This window comes from Neisseria sp. (assembly GCF_030523955.1).
Classification (GTDB): Bacteria; Pseudomonadota; Gammaproteobacteria; order Burkholderiales; family Neisseriaceae; genus Neisseria.
Genome location: NZ_JAUNHL010000030.1, coordinates 1 through 11,985, shown reverse-complemented (window position 1 = coordinate 11,985; position 11,985 = coordinate 1). Strand labels below are relative to the sequence as shown.

Genomic DNA, 11,985 nt, shown 5'->3' with positions numbered 1-11,985 from the left:
TTTGATTTCAGACAGCCTTTGTTGTTGCTCCTATCCATGTAAGGCTGTCTGAAAAACAGCTTGAAAGTAAATTGATCGATACTTTGATAAACTGATAAATATTGAATCAACGCGATTAACAGGTTAATTGACAATCCAGATAGTTTTCGTTTGGCAGTATTGCTCCAAAGCTTCCAAGCCTTTGTCGCGTCCGCCGAAACCGGATTGTTTGTAACCGCCGAAAGGCGTGGTGATGTCTCCTTCTGAAAAACCGTTAATCGACACCATGCCTGCCTGAATTTGGTTGGCAACCCGGCAGGCACGCTTCAAATCCTGCGTATAAAAAGAAGCGGCGAGACCATACAGGCTGTTGTTGGCCAGCGCAACCGCCTCCTCTTCCGTTTCAAAAACGGTTACCGCCAATAGCGGGCCGAACACTTCTTCTTGAAACAGCGTCATATCCGCAGTCACCCCGTCGAAAATCGTCGGCTCTATATACCAGCCGCTGCCGAAATCACTCTGCACTTTACCGCCGGTAACCAGTTTTGCACCCTCGTCTTGAGCCGTTTTCAGATAGCCGGTAACCTTGTCGAAATGGGCTTGCTCAATCATCGGGCCAAGCGATACGCTTTCGTCACGCGGGTCACCGATTTTCCAGGCAGGCAAGCCGGCAACCAGTTTTTCCAGCAATTCCTCTTTTTTGCTGCTGTGCACCAATAAGCGCGAGCCGCAGCTGCAATTTTCACTCATGTTCCAAAACGCCGCCGCCAACACATTATTGACGGTATGCTCATTAATTTCGGCATCTTCGAATATGATTTGCGGGCTTTTGCCGCCGCATTCCAAAACAATTTCTTTCAAATTGCTTTGCGCCGCGTAATTCAGGAAATAGCGGCCTACTTCGGTGGAGCCGGTAAAAGAAACCATATCAATATCCATGTGTCGGCCAATCGCCTCTCCCACGACTTCTCCGCGGCCGCAAACCATCTGCAATGCCGCTTTCGGAACACCGGCTTCGTAAGCCAGCTCTATCATGCGGTAGGCCGAAAGCGAGGTTAGCTCGGCAGGCTTTACAATCACGCTATTGCCTGTAATCAAAGCAGGCGCCACTTTCCAAGCGAACATTTGCGCAGGGAAATTCCATGGCAATACCGCAGCCACGACACCAATAGGCTCTTTCACAATCCAAGACAATGCGTCCGGGCCGGTGGGAGTAACTTTGCCAAATACTTTGTCTACCGCCTCCGCATACCAATAAAAAGTATCCAAAGTAGCCGGCATATCGGTATTCAGGCATTCGGCAATCGGTTTGCCGGCATCGATACAATCTAAAGCAGCCAATTCTTCGGCATGTTCCTGCATCAACCCTGCCCATGCCTGCATCACCCGCTTGCGTTCTGCCGGAGACTGCAAACGCCATGCTCCCTCATGGAAACAGGCACGCGCCGCCGCAACGGCAACATCAACATCCTCAGCCGTACCGTCGCCGATCTGGCCGATTACACTGTTATCAATCGGCGTGGTATTCGGCATGGTTGCCGTAGAACTTTTTCCTGCCAACAAATTGCCGGCAAATAGTTTGCCTTGCTTGGCCAATTCGAATACTGCTTCTTTGCTTAATGGATTTACCATGGTAGCCCTCCTAAACTTGTTTAACCAACGCCAAAAATGCCTGTCTGTCTTCTTCCGACATATCAACCAGCGGCACCCTAACTTTACCCACATCAAGCGTAGCCTTCAAACAGCCCGCTTTGGCTTTCTGGTTGTAATCTCCCGATTCCATTGAATGAATAGCCGGATAAATCCGGGTCATAATACGACGTGCCTCATCCCAGTTTCCGGCTTGGGAAGCTTCAAACAGCGCCACTTGCTCTTCCGGAAATACGTTGGCGGCGCCTGCAATCCAGCTTTTCGAACCCCAGAAAAAGAAATCGACAGGCTGATCATCGCATCCGCATACCACCTCAAAATTTTTGAACCCGGCTTGCAGCATCCGCAGCGCCTGGCTGAAATTGCCGCTGCTCTCTTTAATCCCGACGATATAAGGATGGCGGGCCAAATGTTCGACCGTTTCGAATTCGATATTCACGCCGACCCGTGCCGGGAAGTTATACATAATAATCGGCATTTTTACTGCATCGGCCACCTTCTCGAAATGCGCGATAATACCCTGTTGGCTCGGCAGGCTGTAAGGATTGGCAGACAGCATCAACCCTTCGTAACCCAATGATTTGGCTTCATGGGCAAGCTCAATCGTATGATCGCTTGACAAGCTGTTTACGCCTGCAATCAGCGTTACCTTTCCTTTGGCCACTTTGGCAATCGTGGTTAAAACCAAAGTACGCTCTTCAGGGCTGAAGGTGTAATACTCACCGGTCGTGCCGCAGGCAACAATGCCGGCTACGCCTTTATCAATAAAAGATTGCACTAATTTTTCCAAAGTCGCCGTATCAACTTTGCCGTTTTGATCGAACGGCGTAACCGTCGGAACCAAAATACCTTTAATATCCATCATGTCTCCTTAATTAAGATATGTGAAAAATACTTTTTCAGACAGGCATTGAAATTCTTACAACCGCCTGAAACACCCAATCAATCGCCCGGCTTACCGAAACGAGATAAGCGATAAGGTTTGCGGTCTATGACTGAAGCACGACCGAAATAAAGATCCTCGATCAAACGCGCGCTACTCACCGCCTGAGTCAATCCCAGATGCTGATGTCCGAAATTCAAAAACACACGCCCGACCTTATCGATCACAGGCAAAGAATCCGCCGTAGACGGACGGAAACCCATCCACACACTCGAATCCTCGTCATCAATAGCATCCTTCAGCATCGGTCGTGCCAGCTTCAATAAATTATGTGCACGAGACATATTCGGCGGAGCAGACAGCCCAGCATACTCCACCGTGCCGGCCAAGCGCAGCCCACCTTTCATCGGAGTCATAATAAAGCGACGCTCCAAGCTCGTTACCGGTACGGATAACCTATCCTTTACCTTTGGCAACATCAAATGGTAGCCGCGCTCCGTGTCTAGGGGCACAGAAACACCGGTGATTTTTTTTACCCACGATTTGGAGAATGCCCCCATCGTCAATAAAACCCTGCCGGCGACAATCTCACCTTTTTCGGTATTCAACACAATGCCGTTTTCCACCGAACGCATATCCAGAACCCGGCAATGTTCGTATACCTTGCCGCCAAGCGATACAAAATGATGTGTGAGCGTTTGTATAACCGCCGCCAAATCAGTGATATGGCCTGTTTCAGGAAATAACAGAGCACCTTGTTGGTTGGCCGCCAAACCAGGTTCCAACGCCAAGAGCTCGGATTGGCCCAATAGCTGGTTAGGAACACCGATTGCATTTAATTGATTACCGTGGGATTTCAGTTTTTCCAAGCCGGCGGCAGTTTCCGTACACAAAACAGAGCCTTTTACCTGAACCCAGCTATTTAACTCCCATTGGCGGGCAAAATCCTGCCATGCACGAAGACTGATACCGTTAATCTGCTTTAATGCTTCATGTATGACAGCAAATGGCTCCGGGCGCATATTCAGCAAGAGTTTGGCAGCCCAAGGAAAAAGTTTGGGTAAATATTTGATGTCTAAACGCAGCGGGCCCAAAGGATCAAAAAGCATAGACGGCAATTGCCGGATAATGCTTGGATCGGCAATTGGAAACACCTGCTCAACCGCCAAATGGCCGGCATTCCCAAACGATGCCCCCTTGCCGATTTCCTCCGCATCGAAAATAACCACCGACTGTCCTTGGCTTTTCAGCTGCAAAGCACTACATAACCCCAAAATACCGCCGCCGACCACATACAAATCCGCATCTTGCTTAATCATGCCCATCCCCAATCAGTCCGGCTGAATACCAAAGCAGAAGGGATCATCCGGATTCAGAATAAGCGTGGTTTCAGCACACACATGGGCACTGCCGCGAATGGTAGGAATGATGCCGGCAGCAGGATTGCCGGCTTCCTGATAAACATAACTTGCTTCGAATATGCTGCCAATCACACTTTCCTGCCGCCAGATTTGCTGTGGTAATAATTTGCCGTCGTCCGCCAGGCATGCCAGCTTGGCACTGGTACCGGTACCGCAGGGAGAACGGTCGTATGCCGCCCCCGGACACAATACAAAGCTTTTGCTATCGGCTTTACCGGAAGCCGCTCCGAACAATTCGATGTGATCTATTTCGGCTCCCTCGTTGCCGGTAATACCGTTTTCAACCAGCGCCTGTTTGATGTGCAAGCTCACTTCGGTCAACCGCTTCACATTCTTACCAAGCACCTCCTGCCGGTGATTATTGACCAGAAAAAACCAATTTCCGCCCCAAGCGACATCGCCGTGAATCACACCCAATCCGGGCACATCAACTTCAACCTGCTTGCGATAACGGTAAGAAGGCACATTGGTAATACTCACGCTGCCGTCATCATGCAAAACCGCCTTCACCATGCCGACAGGCGTTTCCAGAAAATGCTCGCCCACCCCGATTTTGTTTTGATAAAACAAAGAAGCAATCACTCCCATGCTGCCATGACCGCACATTCCCAAATAACCTTCATTATTAAAAAAGATCACGCCGGCCACTGCTTTGGGATCGGTAGGGCTGCACAGCAAAGCCCCCACCATCACATCATTACCGCGCGGCTCCAAAATCACCGCCCGACGCAAATCATCGTAATTTTGTTTAAAATCCTCTAATTTTTCGCCCAACGAAGACCCCTTCAACTCAGGAAACCCTGCATAAACCATACGCGTAGGCTCACCACCGGTATGCGAATCAATCAGATAAATTTTTTGCGCAGAATGAGACATAATTATTTCCTTGAAGCTTATAAAAATCGGATTTTGTACAATATCCGGTTGACTTTTTTGGATGTTAAGTTATTTTACTGGCAGCAGCTTGTCGAATTTTGATTAAAAAAAGCCGAATTCTGCACAATCAGAATATCAATTTAGATTTTGATAAAACATTATTAATCTTCAAGCAGATAAATAAATTTATAAAATCAAATAAATAAACCCAACACACTCAGCATGTTAACCAAATCCCCACTTGCATCATTAAAAAAACCATTATTTATATGCGACAACTTGGCACAATTCATCAACCATGTAGAATTGCTGATGCCCTTATTCGACAGCATTCCCAATGTGGTCTTTTTTGTCAAAAACCGGCAAGCTCAATATGAAGTGGTTAATCAAACGCTGCTTATACGCTCAGGATTAACGCTTAAAAGCGACATTCTCGGCTCAACCTCCCTGCAAATTTTCAACAGCCATCAGGGAGAAGAATATACGCTGCAAGATTTCAAAGTATTGGGAGGCAAAGTCATAGAAGACAAATTAGAACTGCATAATTATTTATCCGGCCAGCTGGGCTGGTGCATGACACACAAAATACCTATTTATGATAAGAAACAAAATATTATCGGTATGGCGGGTGTATCCATCGACCTTGATCAAGACAACAGCCATAAATTAAAGCAGCATAAAAAGCTGGCTTTGGCCGTAAGCTATATCGAAAAACACATTGATCAGAAACTCACCGTTACCATGCTTGCCGCGCATGTCGGTATCAGCATTTCCCGTTTGGAGCGGCTATTTAAATCCGTATTGAATATGTCCCCTTTGCAGATGATTCAGAAAATGCGTTTGGAGCATGCATTCAATTTGCTGAAGGAAACCGACTTTCCTATAGTAGAGATAGCCGTGATGTGCGGCTATACCGATCACAGCGCATTTAGCCGGCAATTCAAACAGCTAACCGGAATCTCCCCTCTGCTGTTCAGACAAGAAAACTTTGCAAAAATATCCAATAAATAAAACAAAAAATCCTGCCGTTTGGCGGCAGGATTCTTCACTGTTGATTCAGTCTGTTTTTGCTATATAGCAGATTAACTTAACTTTCGCAAAGGCTCTGCTGCGCCTTAGCTCAAAGAGAACGATTTTGTAAGCCGCTAAAGCGACAACAGAATCGGTTCCGTACTACTTGTACTGTCTGCGGCTTGCTGCCTTGTATCGAAAATTAATTAAATCTGCTACACAAGCTTCACAAGACTTTCAGACAGGCATTTCATATACCTTTTTATTTCCTTCTGGCCTGCTCGTAAATCGGCATCACTTGTGGCAACTGGCGGCGGATAGCCTCCATACGCGCGTTATTGGTAGGATGCGACGAAGTAAGCGCCACCAGCGCATTATTATTGTTACTCACATTATTCATTTTCTGCCATACGCTTAAGGCCGCTTCAGGGTTGTAGCCGGCTTTAGCCATCAGGTACAAACCGCCGCTATCGGCTTCGTTTTCTTGGCTGCGTGAAAACGGCATATTAATGCCGTATTCGCTCAAAATACCGGAGCCGAGATTCAAGGTATCACTGCTCACACCGGTTTGCGATTGCAAAATAGCACCGCCTATACTGGTTGCCAATCCGGTCAATACCTGTTGGCCGACCGCTTTTTTACTGTGTTCGTTTAAGGCATGGCTCATCTCATGGCCGACCACCGCAGCAATCTCGTCATCACTCAAATTGAGTTTATCCACGATGCCGGTATACACCATCATCTTACCGCCCGGCATCGCCCATGCATTCAATTCATTCGATTTAACCACCGTCATCTGCCAATCAAACGGTACGCCGGTACGGTTTTCCTGGTTGGCAAAAGGCTTCAAACGGTTAAAAACAGCATGAATGCGCCGAGAAGTATTGGAAGTGGTATCAATCATCTGCCGGCTGTTTGCCTGCTGCACCACTTCGGTATAACTCTTGGCCGCTTCATTATTGAGGCTTGCCGTATCATAACCGACCGCATCCGCTACCGACATACAGCCGCTCAACGGCATCAATAAGGCCAAAAGCAACGCCAAAGCCGATGAATTCCTATTGTTCATAAACATTCTCCTGGTTCATGTATGTTATTGCGTTGATTGCAAAATATTCTGCCAACCATCAGAAACCCTTATCTCATCCGCCTTTCTGAGACTCATATGCTTTTGATACAACGGCATCACTTGCGGCAAATAACGGCGCAGATTATCAATCCGCGCGTTATTGGTAGGATGGTTGGAAGCAATACTGGTTTTCAAATTATTGTTGTCGCGATAAGCGTTCATCTTCTGCCAAACGCTGACTGCGGCTTGCGGATTATAACCCGCTTGCGCCATCAGGCGCATACCGCCTTCATCTGCACGGCTTTCTTGTGCCCGCGAATAAGGCATCGCCACGCCGTAATGACCGATCAAATCGGTACCCAAACCGGCAAAACCACCACTGATACCGGTTGTGGCCTGCACCGCAATACCCACCGTATACCCGGCCCACCGTTTCAACACATTACCGCCGGCGGCTTTCTTACCATCTTCACGCAAAGCGTGCGTCATTTCATGACCGATAACGGCTGCAATCTCAGCATCCGTCAGTTGCAGTTTCTCAACCATACCGGTATTCACGGCCATTTTGCCGCCCGGCAACGCCCAGGCATTGGGTTCCTCGGATTTAATCACCGCCATCTGCCAATCAAACGGTATGCCCGTCTGATTGGCTTTTTCGGCAACCGGTTTCATACGTTCGAATACGGCATGTACCCGGCGCGCAGTCTCCGATTCCGTATCCAGCCGGTAACGGCCGTCTACGATGCGGATGGTTTCACGGTATTGTTTGGTAGCCGCCTGATTGAGTGAAGCCGTATCGTAACCGGCCATCTCCGCTACCGAGCTGCAACCGGCCAGCAAACAGCATACAGCAATTACGCTGCCATATTTCAACACGTTCACGCTTTTCCTCCCGAATTCAATCGCAGTGTATCGTATCTATAGATTACCCATACTCGGAGAGGTTTCAGACTGGCCACCTATATTAAACAGAGATTGCCCAAACCCAGCGACAGTCGTTTACATCTGCACCGAACCGTTTACGGTTTGTACGATTTCTTCGGTACCCGGTTCTTCAATATTCATTTCCGGGGCCGCACCGGCAGCTTCCATATTGGCCATCCGTGCCGCCATCGGCGAGGCTGCCTTTGCATAACTGCGGAAATCGCTTTGTACATTAATGTTCACGATTTTGTAACGGCCGCCGAAACCCAATGTTTCGCTCAACACTTTCGCCCGGGCGGTAAAATTTTTCAAAGCCTGACGGCTCAATTCGTTTACCGCTTCGCTGCGTTTTTCCGCAGAAACGCTGAAACCTAAATTGTCTACCGCCGCCTCATTCTGGCTGGCCGCAATCAGCTTGCTCAAGGCCTGAAAATCCTTACTTTCCACCCTTACGTAAGCAGTATCGGTGTAGCCCACGATTTTCTGTTTACTGTAGCGCGGGTAAACCGACCGGTTTACCAAAGCCCCTTTAAGCGCCTTATCGTTACGGATGCGCGCATTCAAAGCGTTCAAGCGTTCCGTTACCTTATTGCTGACGCTCTGGCGGTTGGCACCGTCTTCCTGAATCCGCAGGTTTGCCGTCATCAAATCTTGGTTCACGGTGGCCACGGCGGATTCACTAAACGAAACCACGTTGTAATTCAAAGGCTCCGCCCAAACAGGCACGACAGCAAACGTTAAAGCCAAACACAAAACAGCAGGTTTAAACATGATAACCTCCTCATTAAAACGATAAAGTGCTTTCAGACAGGCATAATATGAAAAACACGGCAAATGCCTGTCTGAAAAAATTTGAATGTAATTTGATGAAACGCCTTGTCAATCGTAATGGTTAGCAGTATAACAAACAAGCTGTTTTTTCACTTCAATCCAACCACCAAGATAAGGTTCTACATTATGTTTTTTGACAAAATCGAAGCCGCGCCTGCCGATCCGATTTTAGGCCTGGGCGAAGCCTTCAAAGCCGAAACCCGCAGCAACAAAGTGAACTTGGGCATCGGCGTTTATAAAGACGCACAAGGCCAAACCCCGATTGTAAAAGCAGTTAAAGAGGCTGAAAAACGCCTGCTGGAAACCGAGAACACCAAAAACTACCTCACCATCGACGGCGTGGCCGACTATAACGAACAAACCCAAGTATTACTCTTCGGCGCCGACAGCGAAATCATCGCTTCAAAACGCGCCAAAACCGCACAAAGCCTGGGCGGTACCGGTGCCTTGCGCGTAGCCGCCGAATTCATCAAACGCCAAACCGGTGCCAAAAACGTGTGGATTTCCGCCCCCACCTGGCCGAACCACAACGCCATTTTCAAAGCCGTGGGCATCAATATCCGCGACTACCGCTATTACGACAAAACCACCCACGCCCTCGATTGGGACGGCCTGATTGAAGATTTGGCCCAAGCCGAAGCGGGCGACGTGGTGTTGTTGCACGGCTGCTGCCACAACCCCACCGGCATCGACCCCACGCCCGAACAATGGGAAGCCTTGGCCAAAATGTCGGCCGAAAAAGGCTGGCTGCCGCTGTTCGACTTCGCCTATCAGGGCTTTGCCAACGGCTTGGAAGAAGATGCCTACGGCCTGCGCGCTTTTGCCAAACTGAATAAAGAATTGTTGGTGGCCAGCTCTTATTCCAAAAACTTCGGCATGTATAACGAGCGCGTGGGCGCATTCACCATCATAGCCGCCGATGCCGAAACCGCCAACCGCGCCTTCAGCCAAGTAAAATCCATTATCCGCACCCTGTATTCCAACCCTGCTTCGCACGGCGGCGCCACCATCGCTCTGGTATTGAAAGATGATGAACTGAAAGCGCAATGGATTGCCGAACTTGATGAAATGCGCGCGCGTATCAAAGAAATGCGTCAGCAATTTGTCGACTTGCTGAAAGAATACGGCGCCGAGCAAGATTTCAGCTTTATCGTGAAACAAAACGGCATGTTCTCGTTTTCAGGTTTAAGCCCCGAGCAGGTTGACCGCCTGAAAGATGAGTTTGCCATTTATGCTGTACGCTCGGGCCGCATCAATGTCGCCGGCATCACTGCCGACAACATCCGTTATCTGTGCGAAAGTATTGTGAAAGTGCTGTAAAACAGATGTGAAAGCACTGTAAAACAGATATAAAATGAAACCTTTGAAATGTTCATCAAAAAGCACCGTGCCGACAAAGCAGCCGCTCCGAACGTTTCAAAGGCTTCTTATGTCGTTTTCACTTCTTTCAGACAGGCATTCGGAACTTTTATTAAAATTCACACCACTAATGCCTCGACAGAAGTCCATTTACCTAAAACATGGAGTATCACAACATGACATCATTGAAAACCCTCGTTCCTGCCGCCCTGTTGCTCGCCGTATTAACCGGCTGTGCCAGCACCAACAAAACCGAAACCCAGCAACCGGCAGCTGAAGCCGCAGCTTCTGCACCTGCTGCTGCCCAAGCTTCCGCTCCGCAAGCACAGGCACCCGCCGCTCCTCAACAACCCAAAACACGGGAAGTAACCTCCATCGATGGTAAAAAAGAAGTAGCCTACAAATGCGGCGACAAAGGCCAAAACCGTTTGTCTGTAATGTACGGCCTGCAAGGCAATGATGTTGTTGTTGCTCAAGTAAAATATCAAGACAAGCTGTCACCCAATCTCTTCCTGCTGGAAGAAAATTCTGATGACAGAACTGCCTTTACCGCCAACGGAATCACTTGGAGCACAGCTAAAAAAGCCAATGCTGCCAATATCGATAAAGTAGACGGCAATATGCTGACCCAAGAAGGTGTAACTACCGTAAACGGCGAACAACAGCAAGTTTCCCAAATCGTAACCAAATACTGCAAACTGGATAAAGCTGCCACTGCCAAACTGGCTAAAGCCAATAAATAATAAACTTACCAAACAACAAAAACGGCCGGATATCCGGCCGTTTTTTTATCATTCTGAAGAATTTGAGATTAGTTTTATAGAAAACAAACTTATTTGTCGATACATATAGTGGAGGTAATTAATTTCCGATACAAGGCAGCAAGCCGCAGACCGCAGACAGTACAAGCAGTACGGAACAGATTCTGTTGCCGCTTTAGCGGCTTACAAAATCGTTCTCTCTAAGCTAAGGCGCAGCAACGCCGTAGCGAAAGTTAAGTTAATCCGCTATAAATAAACACCGGACGGTTACGGCAGACGTAGGATGCAGTAACTTCAGAAAATTTTTTCTAGCCCTCCGTTGGCTTTCGGGTGGCGGTTGGTCTTTTTTTGTAGCTGATGTTGTATCGCTTTAATGCTTTGTGTATGGCGGTATGAGAACAACCAAAGCGTTGCGCTCTTTCATAGCAATAAGCATCAGGATAACGCTTAACATCTTCAAGCAGTGCTTGGGCGCTGATTTTGCGGGTTTTCCGTTGTTTCGGAGGGGCTTGAGGAGCCGGAGGGCGTGTCCAAAGCGTGATGGTGGAGATGGCGATGCCGAATTCTTTTGCCGTTCTGCGGATCGTCCATCCTTGACGAAGTTTTTTGAGTACGAGTTGTTTGAAGTATTCTGAATAGGCCATAGCGTGATTGTACCGAAGAATATGTTTATTTACTATATTTTGTAAAGTCCTCAGAGTGGGTTTCTACGTATTTTCTACACCGTAAAAAATTTGCTCCTTTTTCAAGGAGCACGTAGAAAATCAAAAATATACCGAATAACAAAAATATACTGAATTCAAAAAAATTAATGGTGCCCGAGACCGGAATCGAACCGGTACGCTCGTATTAGGAGCGACGGATTTTAAGTCCGTTGTGTCTACCAATTTCACCACTCGGGCAAGATATTTAGGCTGCCTCTAGTGCAGCCTAAATATTAAAAATGGAGGCGGGGGCGCGGATTTGAACCGGCCTATATGAGGGTTGCACCCCTCATAGCATAAACACTCTGCCACCCCGCCGTGGGGAGGAACAACTGATTTTAACTGTGGAGGCGGGAGTCGGAATCGAACCGGCGTAGACGGATTTGCAATCCGCTGCATAACCACTTTGCTATCCCGCCTTATTTTATCTTAAGTTTTCCAAGAAGAACAACTCTAAAGATGAAATGGAGCGGGAAACGAGTCTCGAACTCGCGACCTCAACCTTGGCAAGGTTGCG

11 protein-coding genes and 3 tRNA genes are annotated in these 11,985 nt (G+C 48.0%); 3 read left to right on the top strand and 11 right to left on the bottom strand.

The genetic code is table 11. From position 1 onward, the window contains the following. Positions 1–123: 123 nt before the first annotated feature. The 4 genes from Q4C79_RS07735 to Q4C79_RS07720 all read right to left on the bottom strand — a co-directional run bounded on the left by Q4C79_RS07735 (position 124) and on the right by Q4C79_RS07720 (position 4,809). Positions 124–1,611 carry an aldehyde dehydrogenase gene (locus Q4C79_RS07735; RefSeq protein ID WP_303090443.1) on the bottom strand — a complete coding sequence of 496 codons (1,488 nt, stop codon included), beginning with the start codon at positions 1,609–1,611 and terminating at the stop codon, positions 124–126. Positions 1,612–1,621: 10 nt separating this feature from the next. After that, positions 1,622–2,494 carry a 4-hydroxy-tetrahydrodipicolinate synthase gene (gene dapA, locus Q4C79_RS07730; RefSeq protein ID WP_303090442.1) on the bottom strand — a complete coding sequence of 291 codons (873 nt, stop codon included), beginning with the start codon at positions 2,492–2,494 and terminating at the stop codon, positions 1,622–1,624. A gap of 77 nt (positions 2,495–2,571) precedes the next feature. Next, a complete protein-coding gene (locus tag Q4C79_RS07725; protein WP_303090441.1) occupies positions 2,572–3,831 on the bottom strand; it encodes an FAD-binding oxidoreductase in 1,260 nt (419 codons plus the stop codon). A gap of 12 nt (positions 3,832–3,843) precedes the next feature. Beyond that, complete coding sequence (locus tag Q4C79_RS07720; RefSeq protein ID WP_303090440.1) at positions 3,844–4,809, bottom strand: 4-hydroxyproline epimerase; 966 nt, start codon at positions 4,807–4,809, stop codon at positions 3,844–3,846. A 279-nt stretch (positions 4,810–5,088) separates the two neighbouring features. On the opposite strand from Q4C79_RS07720, the gene Q4C79_RS07715 reads away from it, so the two are divergent. After that, positions 5,089–5,820, top strand: a complete 732-nt coding sequence (locus tag Q4C79_RS07715) for a helix-turn-helix domain-containing protein (protein ID WP_303090439.1) — start codon at positions 5,089–5,091, stop codon at positions 5,818–5,820. A 262-nt stretch (positions 5,821–6,082) separates the two neighbouring features. Here the strand turns inward: Q4C79_RS07715 and Q4C79_RS07710 are convergent, their stop codons facing one another. The 3 genes from Q4C79_RS07710 to Q4C79_RS07700 form a co-directional block, all read right to left on the bottom strand. Beyond that, positions 6,083–6,889: a M48 family metallopeptidase gene (locus Q4C79_RS07710; RefSeq protein WP_303090438.1), complete on the bottom strand. Its 807-nt coding sequence runs from the start codon at positions 6,887–6,889 to the stop codon at positions 6,083–6,085. 24 nt (positions 6,890–6,913) lie between these two features. Beyond that, positions 6,914–7,771 carry a M48 family metallopeptidase gene (locus tag Q4C79_RS07705; protein ID WP_303090437.1) on the bottom strand — a complete coding sequence of 286 codons (858 nt, stop codon included), beginning with the start codon at positions 7,769–7,771 and terminating at the stop codon, positions 6,914–6,916. A 117-nt stretch (positions 7,772–7,888) separates the two neighbouring features. Then, positions 7,889–8,584, bottom strand: a complete 696-nt coding sequence (locus Q4C79_RS07700; protein ID WP_303090436.1) for an SIMPL domain-containing protein — start codon at positions 8,582–8,584, stop codon at positions 7,889–7,891. A 186-nt stretch (positions 8,585–8,770) separates the two neighbouring features. Between Q4C79_RS07700 and Q4C79_RS07695 the strand changes: the two genes are divergently transcribed. Then, positions 8,771–9,964 carry an amino acid aminotransferase gene (locus tag Q4C79_RS07695; protein WP_303090435.1) on the top strand — a complete coding sequence of 398 codons (1,194 nt, stop codon included), beginning with the start codon at positions 8,771–8,773 and terminating at the stop codon, positions 9,962–9,964. Positions 9,965–10,179: 215 nt separating this feature from the next. Further along, the gene (locus Q4C79_RS07690) at positions 10,180–10,746 is read left to right on the top strand and encodes a hypothetical protein (RefSeq protein WP_303090434.1); all 567 of its coding nucleotides are present in this window, start codon (positions 10,180–10,182) and stop codon (positions 10,744–10,746) included. A 326-nt stretch (positions 10,747–11,072) separates the two neighbouring features. Here Q4C79_RS07690 and Q4C79_RS07685 read toward each other — a convergent pair whose 3' ends face one another. From Q4C79_RS07685 to Q4C79_RS07670, 4 genes are all read right to left on the bottom strand, one after another. After that, entirely contained in the window at positions 11,073–11,408 is a 336-nt protein-coding gene (locus Q4C79_RS07685) for an IS630 transposase-related protein (protein ID WP_303090433.1), read from the bottom strand. 168 nt (positions 11,409–11,576) lie between these two features. Continuing rightward, a tRNA-Leu gene (locus Q4C79_RS07680) sits at positions 11,577–11,666 on the bottom strand. Between the two features lie 42 nt (positions 11,667–11,708). Next, positions 11,709–11,786: transfer RNA gene (locus Q4C79_RS07675), tRNA-Cys, on the bottom strand. Between the two features lie 27 nt (positions 11,787–11,813). Next, positions 11,814–11,887 (bottom strand) — tRNA-Cys (locus tag Q4C79_RS07670). Positions 11,888–11,985: the final 98 nt, after the last annotated feature.

Coding starts and splice junctions, on each gene's coding strand:
- Q4C79_RS07735 (WP_303090443.1), bottom strand. CDS start 1,611: ATGGTAAATCCATTAAGCAAAGAAGCAGTATTCGAATTGGCCAAGCAA.
- Q4C79_RS07720 (WP_303090440.1), bottom strand. CDS start 4,809: ATGTCTCATTCTGCGCAAAAAATTTATCTGATTGATTCGCATACCGGT.
- Q4C79_RS07725 (WP_303090441.1), bottom strand. CDS start 3,831: ATGATTAAGCAAGATGCGGATTTGTATGTGGTCGGCGGCGGTATTTTG.
- Q4C79_RS07695 (WP_303090435.1), top strand. CDS start 8,771: ATGTTTTTTGACAAAATCGAAGCCGCGCCTGCCGATCCGATTTTAGGC.
- Q4C79_RS07710 (WP_303090438.1), bottom strand. CDS start 6,889: ATGAACAATAGGAATTCATCGGCTTTGGCGTTGCTTTTGGCCTTATTG.
- Q4C79_RS07685 (WP_303090433.1), bottom strand. CDS start 11,408: ATGGCCTATTCAGAATACTTCAAACAACTCGTACTCAAAAAACTTCGT.
- Q4C79_RS07700 (WP_303090436.1), bottom strand. CDS start 8,584: ATGTTTAAACCTGCTGTTTTGTGTTTGGCTTTAACGTTTGCTGTCGTG.
- Q4C79_RS07690 (WP_303090434.1), top strand. CDS start 10,180: ATGACATCATTGAAAACCCTCGTTCCTGCCGCCCTGTTGCTCGCCGTA.
- dapA (WP_303090442.1), bottom strand. CDS start 2,494: ATGATGGATATTAAAGGTATTTTGGTTCCGACGGTTACGCCGTTCGAT.